The organism is Aquipseudomonas alcaligenes, from assembly GCF_003205495.1.
GTDB lineage: Bacteria > Pseudomonadota > Gammaproteobacteria > Pseudomonadales > Pseudomonadaceae > Aquipseudomonas > Aquipseudomonas alcaligenes_B.
Genome location: NZ_QJRX01000003.1, coordinates 66349 through 88730 on the forward strand (window position 1 = coordinate 66349; position 22382 = coordinate 88730).

22 protein-coding genes are annotated in these 22382 nt (G+C 68.1%); 16 read left to right on the forward strand and 6 right to left on the reverse strand.

Features of this window, described 5'->3' with window-relative positions:
- The first annotated feature begins 24 nt into the window (after positions 1 to 24).
- The 3 genes from DMO17_RS05570 to DMO17_RS05580 are packed head-to-tail and all read left to right on the forward strand — an operon-like array spanning position 25 to position 1112.
- Positions 25 to 207, forward strand: coding sequence for a CPXCG motif-containing cysteine-rich protein (locus DMO17_RS05570; RefSeq protein WP_110681514.1), 183 nt, complete (start codon positions 25 to 27; stop codon positions 205 to 207).
- Complete coding sequence (locus tag DMO17_RS05575) at positions 207 to 467, forward strand: putative signal transducing protein (protein WP_110681515.1); 261 nt, start codon at positions 207 to 209, stop codon at positions 465 to 467. The genes DMO17_RS05570 and DMO17_RS05575 overlap by 1 nt, the downstream gene beginning before the upstream one ends.
- A 27-nt stretch (positions 468 to 494) precedes the next feature.
- On the forward strand, positions 495 to 1112 hold the full coding sequence (locus tag DMO17_RS05580; RefSeq protein WP_110681516.1) for an SOS response-associated peptidase: 618 nt from the start codon (positions 495 to 497) through the stop codon (positions 1110 to 1112).
- On the opposite strand, the gene DMO17_RS05585 is transcribed toward DMO17_RS05580, so the two are convergent.
- Positions 1099 to 2004 (reverse strand): LysR family transcriptional regulator, encoded by a 906-nt coding sequence (locus tag DMO17_RS05585; RefSeq protein ID WP_110681517.1) that lies wholly within the window; start codon positions 2002 to 2004, stop codon positions 1099 to 1101. The genes DMO17_RS05580 and DMO17_RS05585 overlap by 14 nt on opposite strands.
- 106 nt (positions 2005 to 2110) lie before the next feature.
- Between DMO17_RS05585 and DMO17_RS05590 the strand changes: the two genes are divergently transcribed.
- The 10 genes from DMO17_RS05590 to rpoS all read left to right on the forward strand — a co-directional run bounded on the left by DMO17_RS05590 (position 2111) and on the right by rpoS (position 10733).
- Positions 2111 to 3223, forward strand: coding sequence for an S-(hydroxymethyl)glutathione dehydrogenase/class III alcohol dehydrogenase (locus DMO17_RS05590; RefSeq protein WP_110681518.1), 1113 nt, complete (start codon positions 2111 to 2113; stop codon positions 3221 to 3223).
- Between the two features lie 10 nt (positions 3224 to 3233).
- Positions 3234 to 4091: an S-formylglutathione hydrolase gene (gene fghA, locus DMO17_RS05595; protein WP_110681519.1), complete on the forward strand. Its 858-nt coding sequence runs from the start codon at positions 3234 to 3236 to the stop codon at positions 4089 to 4091.
- A gap of 64 nt (positions 4092 to 4155) precedes the next feature.
- Positions 4156 to 4623, forward strand: a complete 468-nt coding sequence (locus DMO17_RS05600) for a DUF3429 domain-containing protein (protein WP_110681520.1) — start codon at positions 4156 to 4158, stop codon at positions 4621 to 4623.
- Positions 4624 to 4717: 94 nt separating this feature from the next.
- Positions 4718 to 5191, forward strand: a complete 474-nt coding sequence (ispF, locus tag DMO17_RS05605) for a 2-C-methyl-D-erythritol 2,4-cyclodiphosphate synthase (RefSeq protein WP_110681521.1) — start codon at positions 4718 to 4720, stop codon at positions 5189 to 5191.
- Positions 5188 to 6246 (forward strand): tRNA pseudouridine(13) synthase TruD, encoded by a 1059-nt coding sequence (truD, locus tag DMO17_RS05610; RefSeq protein WP_110681522.1) that lies wholly within the window; start codon positions 5188 to 5190, stop codon positions 6244 to 6246. Before ispF ends, truD begins: the two co-directional genes overlap by 4 nt.
- Positions 6234 to 6983 (forward strand): 5'/3'-nucleotidase SurE, encoded by a 750-nt coding sequence (surE, locus tag DMO17_RS05615; protein ID WP_110681523.1) that lies wholly within the window; start codon positions 6234 to 6236, stop codon positions 6981 to 6983. The genes truD and surE overlap by 13 nt, the downstream gene beginning before the upstream one ends.
- Positions 6983 to 7657 (forward strand): protein-L-isoaspartate(D-aspartate) O-methyltransferase, encoded by a 675-nt coding sequence (locus DMO17_RS05620; RefSeq protein ID WP_110681524.1) that lies wholly within the window; start codon positions 6983 to 6985, stop codon positions 7655 to 7657. The genes surE and DMO17_RS05620 overlap by 1 nt, the downstream gene beginning before the upstream one ends.
- 23 nt (positions 7658 to 7680) lie before the next feature.
- A complete protein-coding gene (locus tag DMO17_RS05625; protein WP_110681525.1) occupies positions 7681 to 8619 on the forward strand; it encodes a polyprenyl-phosphate transporter in 939 nt (312 codons plus the stop codon).
- 52 nt (positions 8620 to 8671) lie between these two features.
- A complete protein-coding gene (locus tag DMO17_RS05630; RefSeq protein ID WP_258371473.1) occupies positions 8672 to 9532 on the forward strand; it encodes a peptidoglycan DD-metalloendopeptidase family protein in 861 nt (286 codons plus the stop codon).
- A gap of 196 nt (positions 9533 to 9728) precedes the next feature.
- Positions 9729 to 10733, forward strand: coding sequence for an RNA polymerase sigma factor RpoS (gene rpoS, locus DMO17_RS05635; protein WP_110681527.1), 1005 nt, complete (start codon positions 9729 to 9731; stop codon positions 10731 to 10733).
- A 441-nt stretch (positions 10734 to 11174) separates the two neighbouring features.
- On the opposite strand, the gene fdxA is transcribed toward rpoS, so the two are convergent.
- The 3 genes from fdxA to DMO17_RS05650 all read right to left on the reverse strand — a co-directional run bounded on the left by fdxA (position 11175) and on the right by DMO17_RS05650 (position 15443).
- The gene (fdxA, locus tag DMO17_RS05640) at positions 11175 to 11498 is read right to left on the reverse strand and encodes a ferredoxin FdxA (RefSeq protein ID WP_110681528.1); all 324 of its coding nucleotides are present in this window, start codon (positions 11496 to 11498) and stop codon (positions 11175 to 11177) included.
- 137 nt (positions 11499 to 11635) lie between these two features.
- Positions 11636 to 14200 (reverse strand): DNA mismatch repair protein MutS, encoded by a 2565-nt coding sequence (mutS, locus tag DMO17_RS05645; RefSeq protein WP_110681529.1) that lies wholly within the window; start codon positions 14198 to 14200, stop codon positions 11636 to 11638.
- A gap of 358 nt (positions 14201 to 14558) precedes the next feature.
- Positions 14559 to 15443, reverse strand: coding sequence for a LysR family transcriptional regulator (locus DMO17_RS05650; RefSeq protein ID WP_110681530.1), 885 nt, complete (start codon positions 15441 to 15443; stop codon positions 14559 to 14561).
- A gap of 103 nt (positions 15444 to 15546) precedes the next feature.
- On the opposite strand from DMO17_RS05650, the gene DMO17_RS05655 reads away from it, so the two are divergent.
- Complete coding sequence (locus tag DMO17_RS05655; protein ID WP_110681531.1) at positions 15547 to 17064, forward strand: NADH-quinone oxidoreductase subunit L; 1518 nt, start codon at positions 15547 to 15549, stop codon at positions 17062 to 17064.
- Positions 17061 to 19508 (forward strand): YbcC family protein, encoded by a 2448-nt coding sequence (locus DMO17_RS05660; protein WP_110681532.1) that lies wholly within the window; start codon positions 17061 to 17063, stop codon positions 19506 to 19508. The genes DMO17_RS05655 and DMO17_RS05660 overlap by 4 nt, the downstream gene beginning before the upstream one ends.
- 60 nt (positions 19509 to 19568) lie before the next feature.
- Here DMO17_RS05660 and cysD read toward each other — a convergent pair whose 3' ends face one another.
- Together cysD and DMO17_RS05670 are read right to left on the reverse strand one after the other, a co-directional pair.
- Positions 19569 to 20504, reverse strand: coding sequence for a sulfate adenylyltransferase subunit CysD (gene cysD, locus DMO17_RS05665; protein ID WP_110681533.1), 936 nt, complete (start codon positions 20502 to 20504; stop codon positions 19569 to 19571).
- Positions 20501 to 21358 (reverse strand): DUF6671 family protein, encoded by an 858-nt coding sequence (locus DMO17_RS05670; protein WP_110681534.1) that lies wholly within the window; start codon positions 21356 to 21358, stop codon positions 20501 to 20503. Before DMO17_RS05670 ends, cysD begins: the two co-directional genes overlap by 4 nt.
- Positions 21359 to 21454: 96 nt before the next feature.
- Here DMO17_RS05670 and DMO17_RS05675 point away from each other — a divergent pair, with 96 nt between their 5' ends.
- The gene (locus DMO17_RS05675) at positions 21455 to 22378 is read left to right on the forward strand and encodes a LysR family transcriptional regulator (protein WP_110681535.1); all 924 of its coding nucleotides are present in this window, start codon (positions 21455 to 21457) and stop codon (positions 22376 to 22378) included.
- Positions 22379 to 22382 lie beyond the last annotated feature (4 nt).

Here is a 22382-nt window from a genome sequence, read left to right on the forward strand (position 1 = left end):
CCGACAAGTCACACGGAGGCCGCGATGCTGGAATCACAGATGTACCAGTGCCCCTATTGCTGGGAGCAGGCCGAGGCCGTGCTCGACCTCTCGGCCGGTGACCAGGAGTACGTCGAGGACTGCCCGGTGTGCTGCCGGCCGATCGTCTTCGACCTGCGCACCGATGGCCAGGACTGGTCGCTGGACGTGCGCCGGGAGGACGACTGATGCAGCGCGTCTACGAGCCGCAGGACCTGCTGGAGGCCGAGTTGCTGCTCGGCATGCTGGCCAGTGAGGGCGTGGAGGCGCACCTGGCCGGGCGCCATCTGCTCGGCGCGATGGGCGAGCTGCCGGCGCTCGGGCTGCTCGGCCTGCTGGTGGAGGACGATGATGCCGAGCGCGCGCGCCGCCTGATCGCCGCGTACAATGCCGCCGCGCCGCTGTCCGGCGAGGAGCCCGAGGGCTGCCCCGGCGTGCTGCTCTGCTGATCCCTGCCGCCGGATGCCCGATACCTCATGAGTGGACGCTACGCCCTGTTCCGCTGGCCCCAGGCCATCGCCAACCTGCCGGGTTTTCCCGCCGAACATCCGCAGCGCTGGAACCTGTCGCCCGGCGCCCAGGTGCTGTTCGTCCACCAGCAGGGCGCCGAGCTGCGCGCCGCCAGCGGCCGCTGGGGGCTGACGCCAGCCTGGCTGACCGATTTCGCCAAGGCGCCGGCGCATGCCCGCGCCGAGACCCTGGCCGAGCAGGCGATGTTCCGCGAGGCCTTCGCCCAGCGCCGCTGCCTGTTGCCGGCCAACGGCTTCTACGAGTGGCGTGGCCAGGCCAACCGCAAGCGTCCCTACTGGCTGAGCGGCGAGGGCCTGCTGTATTTCGCCGGGCTATGGGAAATCTACCCGGCGGGGGGCGCCAACTACCTCAGCGTGGCCATGGTGACCCGCGAGGCGGCCTACCTGCGCCGCCCGCTGCTGCTGGACCAGGCCGCCAGCCGTGTCTGGCTCGATGCGCAAGCCTCGGCCGAGCAGCTGCAGGCGCTGCTGGCGGCGGCTCAGCCGTCGCTGCGCGAACGGGCGCTGGCGACCCTGATCAACGATCCGGCCTTCGAGGGGCCGGAGTGCCTCACCCCGGCGTAAGCGCCTCGCGGTATTCCGGGCGCTGCGCCAGGCCCTCCTTGAGCAGCTCCACCAGCAGGCGCACCTTGGGCGACAGGTGGCGTTGCTGCGGGTACAGCGCCCACACCGCGGTGTGCGGCGGACGCTGCTGCGGCAACAGGTCGAGCAGGGCGCCGCTGCGCAGGTGCGGCTGCACGTAGTAGTCCGGCAGCTGGCACAGGCCGAAGCCGCGCAGGGCGGCGTCGAGCACCGCCTCGCCGCTGTTGCAGCGCCAGTTGCCCTGCACCCTCAGGCTCAGCTCGCGGCCGTCCTGCTGAAAGTTCCAGTGGTCGCTGCTGCCGATCAGGCAGTTGTGCCGCGCCAGCTCCGACAGCGAGTGCGGCCGGCCATAGCGTTCCAGGTAGGCGGGCGCCGCGCACAGGTGCATGACCCGTGGCGCCAGGCGCGTGGCCACCAGGCGCGAGTCCTGCAGGCGGCCGAGGCGGATGGCCAGGTCCAGGCCGCCGTGCAGCAGGTCGAGGGTCTGGTTGCTCAGCTCGATCTCCACCCGCAGCTGCGGATGGCGCGCCATGAAGTCGTTGACCAGTGGCACGATGAAGCGCTCGCCGTAGGCCACCGCGCAGGTCATGCGCAGCAAACCCTTGGGCTCGTCGTTGAGGTCGCCGACCGCGCGCAGCGCCTCCTCGTGGGCGTCCTGCAGGCGCCGGCAGTGCTGCAGGAAGGTCTGCCCGGCCTCGGTCAGCGCCACCCGCCGGGTGCTGCGGTAGAACAGGCGGGTCTGCAGGCGTTCCTCCAGGCGCGCCACCTGGCGGCTGACCTGCGAGGTGGACAGCCCCAGGCGCCTGGCTGCGGCGGCGAACTGGCCGCTCTCGGCCACGGCGACGAACTCGTCCAGCCCTTCCCAGCGATTCATGGATTATCCCTGCATGGCAATAATGTTTTGCGAATGTGCTGATTATTCCCGAAATGGGGCTGTTCTACACTCTCGCCACTGTGCCCAACCGCTGGAGTGCGAATTCATGATCAAGTCCCGTGCCGCCGTGGCCTTCGGCCCCAACCAGCCGCTGCAGATCGTCGAGGTGGACGTGGCGCCGCCCAAGGCCGGTGAGGTGCTGGTGCGCATCGTCGCCAGCGGTGTGTGCCACACCGACGCCTACACCCTGTCCGGCCAGGACAGCGAGGGCGTGTTCCCCTGCATCCTCGGCCACGAGGGCGGCGGCATCGTCGAGGCGGTGGGCGAGGGCGTGACCTCGCTGGCGGTGGGCGACCACGTGATCCCGCTGTACACGGCCGAATGCCGCCAGTGCAAGTTCTGCACCTCGGGCAAGACCAACCTGTGCCAGGCGGTGCGCGCCACCCAGGGCAAGGGCCTGATGCCGGACGGCACCACGCGCTTCTCCTACCAGGGCCAGCCGGTCTACCACTACATGGGCTGCTCGACCTTCTCCGAATACACCGTGCTGCCGGAAATATCCCTGGCCAAGATCCCCAAGGAGGCGCCGCTGGAGAAGGTCTGCCTGCTCGGCTGCGGCGTCACCACCGGTATCGGCGCCGTACTCAACACCGCCAAGGTCGAGGAGGGCGCCACCGTGGCCATCTTCGGCCTGGGCGGCATCGGCCTGGCGGCGATCATAGGCGCCAAGATGGCCAAGGCCGCGCGCATCATCGCCATCGATATCAACCCGGCCAAGTTCGCGGTGGCCCGCGAGCTGGGTGCCACCGACTTCGTCAACCCGCAGGAGCACGCCAAGCCGATCCAGGAAGTGATAGTCGAGATGACCGACGGCGGCGTCGACTATTCCTTCGAATGCGTCGGCAACGTGCAGCTGATGCGCGCGGCGCTGGAGTGCTGCCACAAGGGCTGGGGCGAGTCGACCATCATCGGCGTGGCGCCGGCCGGCGCCGAGATCAGCACCCGGCCGTTCCAGCTGGTCACCGGGCGCGTCTGGCGCGGCAGCGCCTTCGGCGGCGTGAAGGGCCGCACCGAGCTGCCCGGCTATGTGGCCAAGGCGCAGAGCGGCGAGATCCCGCTGGACACCTTCATCACCCACACCATGGGCCTGGACGAGATCAACAGCGCCTTCGACCTGATGCACGAAGGCCAGAGCATCCGCACCGTCATCCACTTCTGAGGGCGCCGCGATGAGCCTGGAAATCGTCTCCGGCAACAAGAGCTTCGGTGGCTGGCACAAGCGCTACCGGCACCGCTCGACTGCGCTGAACTGCGACATGCAGTTCGCCGTCTACCTGCCGCCACAGGCGGAGCAGGAGGGTGCCCGCCTGCCGGTGCTGTACTGGCTGAGCGGCCTGACCTGCACCGACGAGAATTTCATGCAGAAGGCCGGCGCCCAGCGCCTGGCCGCCGAGCTGGGGCTGGTGCTGGTGGCGCCGGACACCAGTCCGCGCGGCGCAGGGGTACCGGACGACCCGGAGGGCGCCTGGGACTTCGGCCTCGGTGCCGGCTTCTACCTCAATGCCACCCAGGAGCCCTGGGCGCGGCACTACCGTATGTACGACTACGTGGTGCAGGAGTTGCCGGCGCTGATCGAGGCGAACTTCCCGGTCGGCGACCGGCGTGGCGTCGCCGGCCATTCCATGGGCGGGCATGGCGCGCTGATCTGCGCGCTGAAGAATCCCGGACGCTATCGCTCGGTCTCCGCCTTCGCGCCCATCGCCAACCCGCTGGACTGTCCCTGGGGCGAGAAGGCCTTCTCCCGCTATCTGGGTGAGGATCGTTCGCGCTGGCGCGAATGGGACGCCTGCGCGCTGCTGGCCGAGGCGCCAGAGAAGCTGCCGATCCTGGTCGACCAGGGCGACCGCGACGACTTCCTCGCCGTCCAGCTCAAGCCCCAGGCCCTGCAGGCCGCCGCCAGGGCCGCCGGGCATCCGCTGACCCTGCGGATGCAGCCGGGCTACGACCACAGCTACTACTTCATCGCCAGCTTTATCGACGACCATCTGCGCCATCATGCGGCAGCGCTACTCTCTAGCGGCGGGTAGTCGGCATTTGCAGTCGGGGCGCCGGTCTGACTAACCCGAGTGCCCTCAGCCAGAGGAGCCTGTCATGCATCCCTTCGAAGCCAAGCAGCCTCAGCAGTTGGCCATGCACCTAGGCTATGCCGGCCTGATTCCTTTCGTCAGCGGCGCGCTGGGCATCTGGGTCACTCCGAGCAGCTGGCAGCCTTTCGTGATGAGCGCGCTGCTGGATTATGCGGCCGTGATCCTGGCCTTCATGGGGGCCATCCACTGGGGCCTGGCGATGCGTGCCCAGGCCAACGACGAGCGTGCCAGGCTGCAGCTGGGCCTGTCGGTGATTCCGCCGTTGCTGGGCTGGGTTGCCGTAGCCAGCGGTATGCCCTTCGGACTGGCTCTGCCGATCTTCCTTTTCGCCTTCGTGCTGCTCTACTTCGCCGACCTGCGTGCGACCGCGCTGGGCCTGGCGCCGCAATGGTATCCGGCGCTGCGCCGGCCCCTGACCCTGGTGGTCAGCATCAGTCTGCTGCTGGCCTGGGCCAGCTTGCTGCGTGCATGAGTGCTGCTGTGGCGCACTCTTTGGCGATCCATTGCGCGAGCACGGCGCCCGCCTGGGGTAGAATCGCGGCCGGACTTTTCAAGGCATTTCCATCATGCGTATCGGTCACGGCTACGACGTTCATCGCTTTGGCGAGGGCGATTTCATCACCCTCGGCGGCGTGCGGATTCCCCACAGGTTCGGGCTGATCGCCCATTCCGACGGCGACGTGCTGCTGCATGCGCTCAGCGATGCGCTGCTCGGCGCCGCGGCCTTGGGCGATATCGGCAAGCACTTCCCCGATACCGACCCGAGCTTCAAGGGCGCCGACAGCCGTGCGCTGCTGCGCCACGTGCTCGGCCTGATCCGTGCCAAGGGCTATGTGGTCGGCAACGTCGACGCCACCATAGTGGCCCAGGCGCCGAAGATGGCGCCGCATATCGAGAGCATGCGCGCGCGCATCGCCGAGGACCTCGGCGTCGAGCTGGACGCGGTCAACGTCAAGGCCACCACCACCGAGAAGCTGGGTTTCACCGGCCGCGAGGAAGGGATCGCGGTGCATGCCGTGGCCCTGCTGCTCAGGGCATGAACGAAGCCGAACTGCTGGGCCCGCGCGCCCATGGCGAGGCCTGCGGCACGGCCGTGCTGAAGGCGGTGGCCGAGGACTTCCAGGTCGACGAGGTGCTCGACATCCCGCTGTCCGGCCAGGGTGAGCACCTCTGGCTATGGGTGGAGAAGCGCGGCCTCAACACCGAGGAGGCGGCCCGCCGCCTGGCCCGTGCCGCCGGCGTGTCGCAACGCCATATCAGCTACGCCGGGCTGAAGGATCGCCAGGCATTGACCCGCCAGTGGTTCAGTCTGCACCTGCCGGGCAAGGCCGATCCCGATCTGGGCGCCGCCACCGGCCCGGAACTGAGCATCCTCAGGAGCGCGCGCCACTCGCGCAAGCTGCAGCGCGGCGCCCACGCGGCCAACGGCTTCACCTTGCGCCTGACCGCGCTCGAGGCTGACCGCGCCGCGCTGGAGCAGCGCCTGCAGGCAATCCGGGCCGAAGGCGTACCCAACTACTTCGGCCTGCAGCGTTTCGGCCATGCCGGCGGCAATATCGTCGAGGCCCTGCACTTCGCCGCCGAGAGCGTGCTGCCGGAGCAGCGCAACCGCCGCTCGCGCCTGCTGTCGGCGGCACGCAGCCTGATCTTCAACCGCGTGCTGGCGGCGCGGGTCGCCGAGGGCAGCTGGAATCACGCGCAGGCCGGCGACCTGCTGGCCTTCACCGACAGCCGCAGCTTCTTCATGGCCGGCGAGGCGGAAACCCATGACCCGCGCCTGGCCGCACTGGACCTGCATCCGACCGGTCCGCTGTGGGGCGAAGGTCCGTCGCCGGCGGCCGGCGCCACGCACCTGCTGGAGCAGCGCCTGGCCGGCGAGCAGGCGGCGCTGGCCGGCTGGCTGGGCATGGCGGGCATGGCGCACGAACGGCGCATCCTGCGCCTCCCCATCGCCGACCTGTCGTGGCATTATCCCGAGCCTGACGTACTGCAACTGGCTTTCGTTCTGCCGGCCGGCTGCTTCGCCACCGTGGTGGTGCGCGAACTGGTCGACCTGCTACCGGCGGAACAGACGGATACTCCATGCGAATTCTGATCTCCAACGACGACGGGGTGATGGCACCCGGCATCGCCGCGCTGCACGACGCGTTGCACGACTACGCCGAGTGCGTGGTGATCGCCCCGAGCGAGGACAAGAGCGGTGCCAGCAGTGCGCTGACCCTCGACCGTCCGCTGCATCCGGCGACCCTGCCCAACGGCTTCATCGGCCTCAACGGCACGCCGACCGACTGCGTGCACCTGGGCCTCAACGCCCTGCTCGATCCGGTGCCGGACATGGTGGTGTCGGGCATCAACCTGGGCGCCAACCTGGGCGACGACGTGCTCTATTCCGGCACCGTCGCGGCGGCCCTGGAAGGGCGCTTCCTGAGCAAGCCGGCGTTCGCCTTCTCGCTGCTGTCGCGCCAGCCGACCAACCTGCCGACCGCCGCCTACTTCGCCCGCAAGCTGGTCGAGGCCCACGAGCGCCTCGCCCTGCCGCCACGCACCGTGCTCAACGTCAACGTGCCTAACCTGCCGCTGGAGCATATCCGTGGCGTGCAGCTGACCCGCCTCGGCCACCGCGCGCGCGCCGCCGCGCCGGTCAAGCAGGTCAATCCGCGTGGCAAGGAGGGCTACTGGATCTCGGTATCCGGCGATGCCGAGGACGGCGGGCCGGGTACCGACTTCCACGCAGTGATGCAGGGCTACGTGTCGATCACCCCGCTGCAGCTGGACCGGACCTTCCACGAGGCCTTCGATAGCCTTGGCGGCTGGCTGGAGGGGCTGCTGTGATGCGCGGCAACGATCACCTGCAGCGCCACGGCATCGGCATGACCTCGCAGCGCACCCGCGAGCGCCTGATCGAGCGCCTGTACGAGGAGGGCTTGTCCAACCCTCATGTGCTCGAGGTGATCCGCCGCACGCCGCGCCACCTGTTCGTCGACGAGGCCCTGGCCCATCGCGCCTACGAGGACACCGCGCTGCCCATCGGCCACAACCAGACCATCTCCCAGCCCTATATTGTCGGGCGCATGACCGAGCTGCTGCTCGCCGGCGGCCCTCTGGACAAGGTGCTGGAGATCGGCACCGGTTCCGGCTACCAGACCGCCGTGCTGGCACAGCTGGTGGAGCGAGTGTTCTCGGTGGAGCGCATCCAGAGCCTGCAGGACCGCGCCAAGGAGCGCCTGGCCGAGCTCAAGCTGCGCAACGTGGTGTTTCGCTGGGGTGATGGCTGGGAAGGCTGGAACGCCCTCGGTCCGTACCACGGCATCATGGTCACCGCCGCCGCTGCCGAGGTGCCGCAGGCGCTGCTGGACCAGCTGGCCATCGGCGGTCGCCTGGTGATTCCGGTGGGGGCGGGCGATGTGCAGGAACTGCTGCTGATCGTCCGCGAAGAGGACGGCTACTCCCGTCATGTGCTGGACCTGGTGCGCTTCGTGCCACTGCTCAACGGGCCCCTGGCCTGACCCTTCGCGCTACGGAAAGCCCAATGCAGAATCCCTTCCTGTTATTTGCCAAGGGCGTCGCCATGGGCGCCGCCGATGTCGTGCCCGGCGTGTCCGGCGGCACGGTTGCCTTCATCAGCGGCATCTACGACGAGCTGCTGCGCTCCATCGCAAGCATTCCCGAGGCGGCCCTGCAGCTGCTGCGCGGGCGTGTGGTCAAGGCCTGGCAGATGGCCAACGCGACCTTCCTGCTGGTGCTGCTGAGCGGCATCCTGACCAGCGTGTTCAGCCTGGCACGTCTGATCACCTGGCTGCTGGAACATCACCCGATCCCGGTATGGTCGTTCTTCTTCGGCCTGATCCTGGTCTCCAGCCACCTGGTGGCGCGCGAGATCGGACGCTGGAACTGGACCCGCGTGCTCAGCTTCGTGCTCGGCGGCGCCTTCGCCTGGTGGATCACCGTGGCTTCGCCCATCCAGTGGGGGCATGACCCGTTGAGCCTGTTCCTGGCCGGAGCCATCGCCATCTGCGCGATGATCCTGCCGGGCATTTCCGGCAGCTTCCTGCTGGTGCTGATGGGCCTGTACAGCCTGGTGCTGGGCGCGGTGAAGAGCCTCGATATCGCCGTGCTGGCGGTGTTCGCCGCCGGCTGCCTGGTCGGCATTCTCAGTTTCGCCCGTCTGCTCAGCTGGCTGCTGGCGCGTTTTCGCGACCTCACCCTGGCCTTCCTCACCGGCCTGATGCTGGGCTCGCTGAACAAGGTCTGGCCCTGGAAGCAGACCCTGACCTGGCGTGCCGACAGCCATGGCCAGCAGGTGCCGGTATTGCAGGAAAACCTCTGGCCGCTGCAGTTTGCCCAGCAGAGTGGCCAGGACGCCCAGTTGCTGGCAGCCATCCTGCTCGCCGTGGCCGGCGTGGTGCTGGTGCTCGGCCTGGAGTGGCTGGCCGGGCGCAAGCAACGGGCGGCTGGTGCCGGCGAATAAATCCGGCACAATGCGCGCACCAATTCATGCAGCACCGACACAGGAGCACGGGGTGAGTCTCACACAGCAGCGCAAGCGCCAGGCTCTGGCCGTTGCGGTTTTCGCCGCGTTACTGGCGGGCTGCAGCAGCAAGTCGTCGAACAGCGTACAGGTGGTGGATCGCACCCAGGGCAGTGCGCAGGCCACCCGCCCGCAGGCCACCAGCGGCCAGTACACGGTGCAGCGCGGCGATACCCTGTACTCCATCGCCTTTCGCTTCGGCTGGGACTGGAAAGCCCTGGCTGCGCGCAACAATATCCCCGCGCCCTACGTGATCCGCCCAGGGCAGCGCATCCGCTTCGACCTGCCCCAGCAGGGCGGTGCGCCGGTGGTCGCCCAGCCGAGCAGGCCTGCGGTGACCAGCGTGCCGCCGCCCGCCGCCCGCCCCCCGGTACAGGCGCAGCCGCCGCTGCAGAATGCGCCGCCGCAGCCGGCGAGCCGGCCTCCGGTGGCCAGTGGCACTCCCGCCGCGGCCGGCAAGGTGCAGTCGGTGCCACGCTCGGCCAAGGGCTGGGCCTGGCCTGCCAATGGCGTACTGATCGGCAAATTCTCCTCAAACGGGAGTTTGAATAAAGGAATTGATATCGCCGGAGAATTGGGCCAGCCTGTTTTGGCTGCGGCTGATGGTTCCGTTGTGTACGCCGGAAGTGGTTTACGGGGCTACGGTGAACTGGTGATCATCAAGCACAGCGATGCCTACGTAAGCGCCTACGGACATAACCGCAGGCTGCTGGTGCGGGAGGGACAGCAGGTCAAAGTCGGACAGCATATCGCCGAGATGGGTTCCACGGGAACCGACCGGGTGAAACTCCACTTCGAGATTCGCCGCCAGGGCAAACCTGTAGACCCCCTGCAATATCTGCCTCGTCGTTGACTCTGTGCCAGCCTGTTCCATGCGTGGCAGGAGCGGGCTTTGGTGTTGCCAGGGAGTCATCCAGCGATTCATCAGGTGCGCAATGATCGGCGGCAGGCCAGGGTTTCGACTGGTCTGGGGGGCCGGCTCTCCCTGATGTGGAACTGGAACGGGTGTCGCCAAGGCTTGTTGTCGAACTCAGCACAGGACAACAACAATGGCACTCAGCAAAGAAGCGCCGGAGTTTGACCTCGATGACGAAGTGCTTCTCATGGAGCCCGGCATCGTTCTGGAAGACCTGACAGAGGAAGCCGAGCTGTCGCTCTCCAGCAGCAAATCCAAGACCGCGACCAGCAATCTCAAGCAGCACAAGTACATCGACTACACGCGGGCGCTCGACGCGACCCAGCTGTATCTCAACGAAATCGGATTTTCCCCGCTGCTCACCCCGCAGGAAGAGGTGCACTTCGCGCGTCTGGCGCAGAAGGGCGACCCTGCCGGGCGCAAGCGCATGATCGAGAGCAACCTGCGCCTGGTGGTGAAGATCGCCCGCCGCTACGTCAATCGTGGCCTGTCCCTGCTGGACCTGATCGAAGAGGGCAACCTCGGCCTGATCCGTGCGGTGGAGAAGTTCGATCCGGAGCGCGGTTTCCGTTTCTCCACCTACGCCACCTGGTGGATCCGCCAGACCATCGAGCGGGCGATCATGAACCAGACCCGCACGATCCGCCTGCCGATCCATGTGGTGAAGGAGCTCAACGTCTATCTGCGCGCGGCCCGCGAGCTGACCCAGAAACTCGACCACGAACCCTCTGCCGAAGAGATCGCCAACCTGCTGGAGAAGCCGGTCGACGAGGTCAAGCGCATGCTCGGTCTCAACGAGCGGGTCACCTCGGTGGACGTTTCCCTCGGGCCGGACTCCGACAAGACCCTGCTCGACACCCTGACCGATGATCGTCCGAGCGACCCCTGCGACCTGCTGCAGGACGATGACCTGTCGGAGAGTATCGATCAGTGGCTGTCCGAACTCACCGACAAGCAGCGCGAGGTGGTGGTGCGCCGCTTCGGCCTGCGTGGCCACGAGAGCTGCACCCTGGAGGAGGTCGGCCAGGAGATCGGCCTGACCCGCGAGCGGGTGCGGCAGATCCAGGTCGAGGCGCTCAAGCGGCTGCGGGAAATCCTGGAGAAGAACGGACTGTCCAGCGACGCCCTGTTCCAGTAGGCGTAGCCCTTCACCTGAAAGCCCGGCGCTGGCCGGGCTTTTTATTGTCCGGCCATGTAAGCGATCGCTTACATGGCATGTAGGACATCTCAGGATATTTGCGCTGGCTGTGATCCATTCTTTGCGGTCTTAATATGGCAAGTATCTGATATTTAATAACTTATTCTTGTGGCTTGGGTCCGCGGGCGCGGCGCGGCGGCCGGGTGGCGGCCTTGTTCGGCCGCGGCGAGACGCTAATATGAAGCTGTGCCTAGGGAGAAGGCACGGTCGCCAGGACGGTGATCGAGGAACCACTGCAGGATGCAGTTCATCAGGAAGATGAAAGGATTCTCAGGGAGTAGGGAAGAAAGAGCGGGCGGTTAATCACCGCCCCTTTTTTTGCCCGCAGGAAAGGCAGAAACGAAAAGGCCCGCAGATGCGGGCCTTTTGCGTGGCGGGCGCTTAGCGCTCGAGGTGCTGCAGCTTGTCCTTCACACCGTCCCACTCCTCGGCGTCCGGCAGCGCTTCCTTCTTCTCGGTGATGTTCGGCCAGACTTCCGCCAGGTCGGCGTTCAGTTCGATGAATTCCTGCATGTCCTCGGGCACCTCGTCCTCGGAGAAGATTGCCTGGGCCGGGCACTCCGGCTCGCACAGGGCGCAGTCGATGCACTCGTCCGGGTGGATCACCAGGAAGTTCGGGCCTTCGTAGAAGCAGTCCACCGGGCAGACTTCCACGCAGTCGGTGTATTTGCACTTGATGCAGTTGTCGGTGACGACGAAGGTCATGCTGATTGTCTCCTCGGGCGGCAGCCTGAGCCCCATCTGTGCGGGGCTTGCAGGTGCTCGATAATGGCCGCGGCTCAGGCTGTAAACCGGGCAGTCGTAAAAATGCGCGCGATTCTACCAGTTTGATCGGGCCGGCGTTAGATGCGCGTCTTCCATGTATATAACAGTTCCAGGGCGCGGCGCGGGGTCAGATCATCGGGATTGATCTTGCCCAATTCCTCCAGCACCGGGTGCGGCAGGCTGGCGAACAGGTCGTTCTGCAGCGGAGCGGCCGGCTGGCCAGGCTCGCTGCGCGGCACCTCGTGCGGCAGGCTGGTGGTCTCCAGGCGCGCCAGGTGCTCGCGGGCGCGGGTGATCACCGGGGCGGGCACGCCGGCCAGCTGCGCCACCGCCAGGCCATAGCTCTGGCTGGCCGGGCCGGGCAGCACGTGATGCAGGAAGACGATGCGCTCGTTGTGCTCGGTGGCGTTGAGGTGCACGTTGGCCACCACCGGCTCGCTTTCCGGCAGTACGGTCAGCTCGAAGTAATGGGTGGCGAACAGGGTCCAGGCGCGCAGCTTGGCCAGGTGTTCGGCGGCCGACCAGGCCAGCGACAGGCCATCGAAGGTGCTGGTGCCGCGGCCCACCTCGTCCATCAGTACCAGGCTGCGGTCGCTGGCGTTGTGCAGGATGTTGGCGGTCTCGCTCATCTCCACCATGAAGGTCGAGCGGCCGCCGGCCAGGTCATCGCTGGAGCCGATGCGGGTGAAGATGCGGTCCACCAGCGACAGCTCGCAGCGGGTTGCCGGCACGTAGCTACCGATGTGGGCGAGCAGCACGATCAGCGCGGTCTGGCGCATGTAGGTGGACTTACCGCCCATGTTCGGGCCGGTGATGATCAGCATGCGGGTGCTGTCGTCGAGGCTCAGGTCGTTGGCCACGAAGGGCGTGTCGAGCACCTGCTCGACCACCGGGTGACGGCCCTGGTCGATACGCAGGCAGGGCTCCTCGACGAAGCGTGGACGATTGAGGTCGAGGTTCAGCGCGCGCTCGGCCAGGTTGGCCAGCACGTCCAGCTCGGCCAGGGCGGCGGCGGTGTCCTGCAGCGGTGCCAGCTGGGCGATGAGCAGTTCCAGCAGCTCCTCGTACAGCTGCTTCTCACGGGCCAGGGCGCGGCTCTTGGCCGACAGCGCCTTGTCCTCGAAGGCCTTCAGTTCCGGGGTGATGAAGCGCTCGGCGCCTTTCAGGGTCTGCCGGCGGATGTAGTCGGCCGGCGCCGACTCGGCCTGCTTGCTGGGCAGTTCGATGAAGTAGCCATGCACCCGGTTGTAGCCGACCTTGAGGTTGGCCAGGCCGGTGCGCTCCTTCTCGCGCGCCTCCAGGTCCATCAGGTACTGGCCGGCGTTCTCGCTGATCGACTGCAGCTCGTCCAGCTCGGCGTCGTAGCCGGTCTTGAGCACCCCGCCGTCGCGGATCACCGCCGGCGGGTTGTCGATGATCGCCCGTTGCAGCAGGTCGGCCAGCTCCGGGTAGGTGCGGATGTTCACTGCCAGCTCGGCCAGGTGCGGGGCGTCCAGCTCGGCCATCGCGCCTTGCAGCTGCGGCAGCGCGGCGAGGGCGTCGCGCAGGCGCGCCAGGTCACGTGGGCGGGCGTTGCGCAGGCCGATGCGGGCAAGGATGCGCTCGACGTCGCCGATGTCCTTGAGCTGCGGCTGCAGCAGCTCGAAGCGGTAGCGCTCCAGCAGGCAGGCGATGGCCTCCTGGCGCGCCTCCAGCACGCTGCGGTCGCGCAGCGGACGGTTCAGCCAGCGGGTCAGCAGGCGCGAGCCCATGGCGGTCTGGCAGCGGTCGACCACCGATTGCAGGGTGTTGTCGCGGCCGCCAGCGAGGTTGGTGTCCAGCTCCAGGTTGCGGCGGCTGGCGCCGTCGAGGATGACGGTGTCGTCCAGGCGTTCGTGGCGCAGGCTGCGCAGGTGCGGCAGGGCAGTGCGCTGGGTCTCCTTGGCATAGGCCAGCAGGCAGCCGGCGGCGCCGATGGCCAGAGTCAGGCCTTCGCAGCCGAAGCCCTTGAGGTCCTGCACGGCGAACTGCTGGCACAGGCTCTTGCGCGCGCTGTCCAGCTCGAAGTCCCAGGGCGCGCGGCGGCGCACGCCGCGGCGTTTCTCCAGCGGCAGGCCCTGGGGCCAGTCGTCGGGGATCAACAGCTCGGCCGGGGCCAGGCGCTCCAGCTCGGCCAGCAGGTTCTCCCAGCCTTTCAGTTCCTGCACGCTGAAGCGGCCGCTGGTGATGTCGAGCATGGCCAGGCCGAACAGCTTCTCGTCGCCCAGCACGGCGCCGACCAGGTTGTCGCGGCGCTCGTCGAGCAGCGCCTCGTCGCTGATGGTGCCCGGGGTGATGATGCGCACCACCTGGCGTTCCACCGGGCCCTTGCTGGTGGCCGGGTCACCGATCTGTTCGCAGATCGCCACCGATTCGCCGAACTTCACCAGACGTGCCAGGTAGCCCTCTGCCGAGTGGAAGGGGATGCCGGCCATGGGAATGGCCTGGCCGGCCGACTGGCCACGGGCGGTAAGGGTGATGTCGAGCAGGGCCGCGGCCTTCTTGGCATCCTCGTAGAACAGCTCGTAGAAGTCGCCCATGCGGTAGAACATCAGCATGTCCGGATGCTGGTTCTTCAGCTTCCAGTACTGCTGCATCATCGGTGTGTGTGCTGAAACATCCATAAATCAATGACTTAGCTTAAGTTGTCTAATTGGGCGGGGCATCGCTGTCCAAGACTTTTGCCCCGAGCCGGCACTGTTGGCCGCAATCCTGGCCAGGGCGGGCCCTGTGCACCGTCGATAGTGCGCAGGCCGATCTACCGCGAGGCTGGCCAGTTGCCATGGCGAGCCTGCGCTGGGGCATCGCTGATCGACTGCGCGCGGAGGTCGTGCAGGGTAGCGTCTTTCACGCCAGCGCGCTCGCATGCCTTGTGGCGGTGTTGCCTCAGCAGCGCTTGAGAGCGACGGGAAGGCGTCTTTCACGCGCCTGGCATGGCAGCCTGTTGGGCTACAGGCGGTGTCCAACCGCGCCGCTGCCGTCTCACTCCTTGCGATCGAAACGATTCAGCAGCTCATCCAGGATGCCCAGTCTGAACTGACGCTGCAGGGTCACGGCGAAGAACTGCTCGGCGATATCCGGCACTTCGGCATACAGCTGCAGGGCGCCGCTGCGCAGCTCGTCCTGCACCACCACGGCCGGCAGCAGGGCCAGGTCGCCGGAGTCGCGCGCCAGCAGGCGCAGCATGGCCATGTCGTCGACCTCGGCACAGATGATCGGGTTCAGGCCATGGCTGTGGCAGTAGACCTCGAACTGGCTGCGTACATCGCTGCTGCGCCCCGGCACGATCAGGCGGGCCTGCTGCAGGTCGCGGCGCAGGTCGAAGGGCTGTGCGTCGGCACGTGGCGGGCCGATCAGGCACACCGCCTGGCGGTCGAGCAGGCGGCATTGCCAGGGGCGCAGGCTGTCGGCGCTGACCGCCCGGTTGGTCAGCACCACGTCCAGCTTGTGCAGGGCCAGGCGCTCCAGCAGCTCGTCCAGGCTGCCGGATTCGAGGGTGATGCGCAGGTCGTCGCGGCCGAGGAAGGGGCGCAGCAGGTTTTCCTGGAAGTTGCGCGACAGCGTGGCCACCGCGCCGATGCGCAGCGTCTGGCTGACCTGGCGGGTGCTCAGCAGGGTGGTTTGCAGTTCGTTGCCGAGGGCGAAGATGGTCTCGGCGTAGTCCAGCACCAGGCGTCCCGCCTCGGTCAGCTGCAGGCTGCGGCCGGCGCGGATGAACAGCGGGTGGCCGAGCTGTTCTTCGAGCACGCGGATCTGCGTGGACAGGGCCGACTGCGACACGTGCAGCGCCTCGGCGGCGCGGGTCAGGTTGCCTTCCTTGGCCACGGCCCAGAAGTAGTGCAGGTGATGGAAATTCAGCCGGCGCATATTTCGTTCTTCTAAAGTGAACGAACAATTCTTATCTATCTATTTTTAATAGTTCAAGCGCTCCATGAGACTAGCGCCATCGCGCCCCCATGGAGATCGCCTCATGTTCAGCCTGTCCTTCCCTCTGGCTCAGGGGATGCCCTGGCTCTTCGCCCTGGCGCTGTTGCTGGCAGCATGGCTGCGCGGGTTCTGGTGGCCCGCGCGCATCGCTGGCGGCCTGGGCCTGGCCCTGGTGCTGGGCGCCTGGCTGCAGGCGGCGCTGGACGGCCAGGACAACGACCGCCTGGGGCTGGCCATGCTCGGCCTGGTCGGCCTGCTGGCCTGGGTGATCATCGAGTACTCGTGGCGTTACCTGGAGGGCGAGCCCGGCCAGCGCCGCTACGTGCTGGCCCTGTTGGTCACCCTGGCCGCCGTGGCCACGGTGGTGACCAGCACCGACCTGATCCTGCTGGTGGGCGCCTGGATACTCTCCAGCCTGAGCCTGCACCAGTTGCTGACCTTCTACCGCGACCGCCCTCAGGCGCTGGTGGTGGCGCACAAGAAATTCCTCGCCAGCCGCCTGGCCGATGTCGGCCTGATTCTCGCCGCGCTGCTGCTGATCCGCGCGAGTGGCGACAGCAATATCGCGATCATTCTGGAGAGCCTGAACACCCGCCTGCAGGCCAGCGGCCAGCTGGGCTGGGACCTGCAGCTGGCCGCGCTGCTGCTGGCCCTGGCGGTGATCCTCAAGTCGGCGCAGCTGCCGGTGCACGGCTGGCTGATCCAGGTGATGGAGGCGCCGACGCCGGTGTCGGCGCTGCTGCATGCCGGGCTGGTCAACCTCGGCGGCTTCCTGCTGCTGCGCTTCGCTCCGCTGTTCTCCGCCGCCGTGCCGGCGCAGAGCCTGCTGGTGGTGGTCGGCGGGCTGACCGCGGTGATCGCCGCGCTGGTGATGATGACGCGCATCAGCATCAAGGTGCGCCTGGCCTGGTCGACCTGCGCGCAGATGGGCCTGATGCTGCTGGAATGCGGCCTGGGCCTGTATGAACTGGCGCTGGTGCACCTGCTCGCCCACTCGCTGTACAAGGCCCACGCCTTCCTCGCCGCTGGCGAGACCGTGGCCCAGGCACGGCAGCACGCGCTGCAGCCCCAGGCGCCTGCGCCCGGTCTTGCTGGCCTGCTGCTGGCCCTGTTGCTGGCCGGTATGACTCTGGCACTACTGCAGGGGCTGTGGGTCTGGCTGCTGCCGTCCCAGGCGCTACCGCTGGTGGCTCTGGCCATTCTCGCCGTCGGCCTGGCGCCCTGGTGCCTGCACCGTGGCCAGGTGCTCTACGGGCTGGCGATGTTCGTCCTGCTGCTCGGCGCCTACCTGCTCTGGCACCAGGCCGCGGCCTGGATACTGCAGCAGCCGGGAAGCGCCGCATCCTGGCCGCTGAGCGCGCTGGCGCTGCTGCTGTTCCTCGGCCTCTACCTGCTGCAGGCGCTGATTCTCGCCCGCCCCCAGGGCGCCCTGGCGCGGCGCCTATATCCGCTGGCCTTCGCCGGCTTCTACCTGGATGAGCACTTCACCCGCCTCACCTTCCGCCTGTGGCCGGTCCGCGCGCCGCAGGTTTCGCCCCGCGCCACAGGAGATCGCCCATGACCGCGCACGAACACTTCCCCGGCCTCGACCGGGACGCCCTGCACGGCGCTGCCCGGCAGGCCTGTGAACGCATCGCGCCGACCTGGCCGCTGGATCGCATGATCGCCGTCAGCCCCCTGTGGGAGCGTCGCGACCTGCCCTGGCAGACCGTCGCCGCGCAGCTCTGGCAGCGCGCCGGCAGCCGCCTGAGCCTGGCCGCCGCGGACTACCGGCAAGCCTGGCAGGCCGGCCGCATCGGCGCGCGCCACCTGCAGCAGGCCCTGGCCGAGCAGGACCAGGCCTGGACAGTCGAGCAGTTGCTGACCGCCCTGGATGCCGAGCCGGAGCACACCAGCGGCCTGCCGCTGCTGGAAGACCTGGCCGACCCGGGCATCGCCCTGCCTGGCTGGCCGACACTGATCACCCAGCAGATCGGCCAGTGCTGCGCCGCCTGGTTCGACCACGAGCAGGCCGACTGGCGCCCGGATGCCGGCGTCGGGCTGTACCAGGCCTGGCGCAGCAGCATGCTGGCGGATCGCGGGCTCAGCGTGCTCAGTGCCTGTGCCGACCTGCACGGGCGCATCAGCGAACTGCCGCTGCAGCCGCAGGCGGCGCTGGAAGCGGCGGTGCAGCGCCTGGGCCTGGCCCGTGATGACTGGGAGCCCTGGTTCGACTGCCTGCTGCTGCGCAGCCTGGGCTGGGCCTCCTGGTGCGCCTACCGGCGCTGGCAGGCACGCCTGCAGGGCGGCGACGACCAGACCCTGGTGGAACTGCTGGCCATTCGCGCGGCCTGGGAATGGCTGGTGGATGACCGCCAGCGCGATGCGCAGAGCCGCTGGCAGCGTTGGCGCACGGCCTGGCAGGCCGGCCTGCAGCAATCACCCTCGGCCACCTGGCAGGCCCTGCAGCTGTGGCAGCGGGCCGATGAGCTGGCCTGGCAGGAACAACTGCAGCGCCGGCTCGGCCAGGCGCCTGCGGCCACCCCGGCGCAGGTGCCGCTGGCCAAACTGTTCTTCTGCATCGATGTGCGTTCCGAGCCGCTGCGCCGGGCCCTGGAGCAGGTCTGCCCGGAACTCGAGACCGGCGGCTTCGCCGGCTTCTTCGGCCTGCCCATCGCCTACACGCCGCTGGGCACCTGCGCTACCCGCCCGCAGCTGCCGGGCCTGCTGGCGCCGCAGCTGCAGGTCAGCGACAGCAGCGGCGACGCCGCGCAGGACCGGCAACTCGCTCAGGTGCGCCAGCAGCGACTGGCGCGCCAGGGTCGCTGGCGCCTGTTCGAGCGCCTGCCGGCCTCCACCTTCAGCCTGGTCGAGAGCATCGGCCTGGGCTATGCCGGCACCCTGGTCGGGCGCACCAGCGGTTTGCTCGGCGGCACGCCGGAGGTCCACCGCAGCGCCTGGCGCGATGCCGAGTGGCAACGCCTGAGCCCGCAATTGCCGACCATGAGCCTGGCGCAGAAGGCCGAGCTGGCCACGCGCATCCTCCAGGCCATGGGCCTCAGCGGCCAAGTGCCGGAATTGCTGGTGCTGATCGGCCATGGCAGCCAGAGTGCCAACAACCCCCAGGCGGCTGGCCTCGATTGCGGCGCCTGCTGCGGGCAGAGCGGCGAGGTCAATGCGCGCCTGCTGGCCAGCCTGCTCAACGACGCTGAAGTGAGGGCCGAGCTGCGCAGCCGCGGGCATGAGCTGCCGGCGCACTGCCAGGTGCTGGCCGGCCTGCACAACACCAGCACCGACGAGGTGCGGATTTTCGGCCAGCAGAATCTGCCGGCCGCCCTGCAGCCCGCCTGGCAGCGCCTGCGCCAGGCCCTCGACCAGGCCACCGTGCGGGTGCGCCAGGAGCGTGCCGATGCGCTGGGCCTGGCGGCGGCGCGCGAGCAGCCGGGCAAGCTGCTCGACCTGCTGCGCCGGCGCGCCCGCGACTGGGCGCAGACCCGCCCCGAATGGGGCCTGGCCGGCAACGCCGCGTTCATCGCCGCGCCGCGTGCGCGCACCCGTGACGTCGACCTGCAGGGCCGCGCCTTCCTGCACGACTACGACTGGCGCCAGGACCGCGAGGGCAGAGTGCTGGAGCTGATCATGACCGCGCCCATGGTGGTGGCGCACTGGATCAACCTGCAGTACTTCACCTCCACCACCGACAACCTGCGTTTCGGCAGTGGCAACAAGCTGCTGCACAACGTGGTGGGCGGCCATATCGGCGTGTTCGAGGGCAACGGCGGCGATTTGCGCATCGGCCTGGCCCGCCAGTCGCTGCACGACGGGCAGCAGTGGCTACACCGGCCGCTGCGCCTGCACGTGGTCATCGAAGCGCCGCAGGCGATGATCGACCGGGTGATCGAGGCCCACACGGTGGTCCGCGACCTGGTGCAGCACGGCTGGCTGCACCTGCTGCGCCTGGACGGCCAGCCGGCGCGCCTGGAGCGGCGCACCGCCAGCGGCTGGCAAGCCCTGCCGGACGCCTGAAAACGCCGAGGCCGCGTTCGGATGACGCGGCCTCGGCTGTGGCAACAGGCGCTGGAGTGGCTAGAAGTAACCCTCGATTTTCTTCTTCTCCATCGAGCCTTCCTGGTCATGGTCGATGACCCGCCCCTGGCGCTCGGACGTGCGGGTCAGCAGCATCTCCTGGATGATCTCCGGCAGCGATTGCGCCTGCGACTCCACCGCACCGGTCAGCGGGTAGCAGCCGAGGGTGCGGAAACGTACCCAGCGCGTCTGGATGCCGGCGCGCTGCTCGGGCGTGAGGTGCTCCAGCAGCCGCTCGTCGTCCACGCAGATCAATGTGCCGTGCAGCTCCACCACCGGGCGCGGCGCCGCGCGGTAGAGGTCGACGATCTCGATGTTCTCCAGGTGGATGTACTGCCAGATATCCAGCTCGGTCCAGTTCGACAGCGGGAACACCCGCAGGCTTTCGCCGGCGTTGATCCGGGTGTTGTACAACTGCCACAGCTCGGGGCGCTGCTGCTTGGGGTCCCAGCGCTGGTGCGGATCGCGGAAGGAGCACACACGCTCCTTGGCCCGCGACTTTTCCTCGTCGCGCCGGGCGCCACCGAAGCAGGCGTCGAAACCGTACTGCGCCAGCGCCTGCTTGAGCGCCTCGGTCTTCATGATGTCGGTGTACTTGGCCGAGCCCACGGAGAACGGCGTGATGTTCAGCCGCGCGCCGTCGGGGTTGATGTGCACGCGCATGTCCAGGCCCAGGCGCGCGGCCAGGCGGTCGCGGAACCGGCCCATCTCGTGGAATTCCCAGCCGGTGTCGACATGCAGCAGCGGAAACGGCAGCGGGCCGGGAAAGAACGCCTTGCGCGCCAGGTGCAGCAGCACGGTGGAGTCCTTGCCGATCGAATAGAACAGGCAGGGGTTGCGCATCACCGCCACCACCTCGCGCAGGATGTGGATGGCCTCGGCCTCGAGGGCACGCAGGTGGGTCAGACGGGAAACGCTGGGGGCGAAGGCATTCATGGATTGCATTGCTCGCAGTGGCCGGCACTGGCCAGTTGGCTGACGGGGCGGCGTTCCTCGTGCTGGCAGGCCGGGCAGGCCCAGATGTGCGCCGCCGCCAGCGGCGTGCCCAGGCCACAGTCGGCACAGAGCAGGCCGGGCTCGCTGCGCACCACGGCAAAACCAGGGGCCGCGCAATGCGGACAGAGACTGGCCAGACGTTGCGCCAACTGCGTAGCCGCCTCACGGATCACTGCCTGGCGCAGGGGGTTGAGGTGGGCACGCATATCGGTTTCCAGCCAGACGCTCGGCTCGCGCGCCAGCAACCATTCCAGCTGCCCGAGCAACCAATCGCGCTGGCGAATGCCCTTGCGGAACCAGGCCTCGCCGGGGCGCCCGAGGATCAGCGCATGCTCGGGAAAGCGCGCACGCTGCATGAAGGCCTCGGCGGCCTGCAGGCTGTCGACCTCGGCCTGGGCGTAGTTGGTCGCCCCCGAGCCGGCCAGGGCGAACACCGGGTACTGCAGCTGGGCATCCCACAGGCAGAGGATCTCGTAGTCCCAGGGCATCCAGCCCAGGTGCGGGTCGCGGGCGAAGCTGCCCTCGCTGCCCAGGCCGTAGCGCATTCCGCTCAGCGAGCAGGCCAGCCTGGCCTTGGCCAGCGCCGTGTCATGGGCGCTGCCGCTGCGCGGCACCTCGCGGCTGAAGGTGCCGAAGTGGTCGGTGTCGTAGCTGCTGACCGCTTCGATGGCGAAGCCCAGCGGTGCCAGCGCCTCGACCACCAGGCGGGTCTTGTCATGGCAGGTGAGGAAGGCGACACACCGCGCCAGGGACTGGGCGGCATGATGCCCATGGGGGGCAAGAGCGGCAGACATGGCGATGATTCCTGCTGAGGGAGACGCAGGCATTTTCACCAGCCGAAGCTATAGTCAAAAATAGATTATCAATTACAAAACCATCGCTTATTGACTATGAAAAGACCGCGCTTTCACACCCGCCAGACCACCTTTCGCCAACTGGAAACCTTCCTCGCCGTGGCCGAGCGCCTCAGCGTGACGGAGGCGGCGCGCGCCCTGCACCTGGCCCAGCCCTCGGTGTCGACGCAGATCACCAAGCTGGAGCAGGCCCTGGGCATGAACCTGTTCGAGCAGCTGGGCAAGCGCCTGCACCTGACCGATGCCGGACGCGAGGTGCAGGCCGGGGCAAGGGAGATCTTCGATGCCCTCGATCATCTGGAGATGCGCCTGGCCCAGCTCAATGGCCTGACCGCCGGACAGCTGCGCCTCGGCGCGGTGACCACCGCCAAGTACCTGGTGCCGCGCCTGCTCGGCCCGTTCTGCCGGCAGTACCCGCAGGTCGAGGTGGAGCTGAACATCGCCAACCGCTCGGAAGTGATCCGCCGCCTGGAGGACAACCGCGACGACCTCTATGTATTCAGCCAGCCGCCGCGGCACCTGGACCTGGACGTGGTGCCCTTGGCCGACAACCCGCTGGTGGTGATCGCCCCGGCCGGGCATCGCCTCGCCGGCCAGTGCCTGCGCTGGGAGCAACTGGCGGCGGAACCCTTCCTCAGCCGCGAACCGGGCTCCGGCACGCGCCTGGCCATCGAGGAGCACTTCGCCCGCTTTGGCTGGAGCCTCAGGCCGCAGATGACCATCGAGAGCAACGAGGCGATCAAGGAGTCGGTCGCCGCCGGCCTGGGCATCGCCATCCTGTCGCGGCACACGCTGATCCACACCGCGCCGGGCAATCTGGTGGAGCTGGATGTGGAAGGCTTCCCCATTCCTAACCGCTGGTACCTGGTGCGCTGGCGCACCAAGAATCCATCGCCGGCCGCGCTGGCCTTCAGCCGTTTCGCCGAGATACCGCTGGAGACCCCGACGCTGCCGGCTTGAGCCT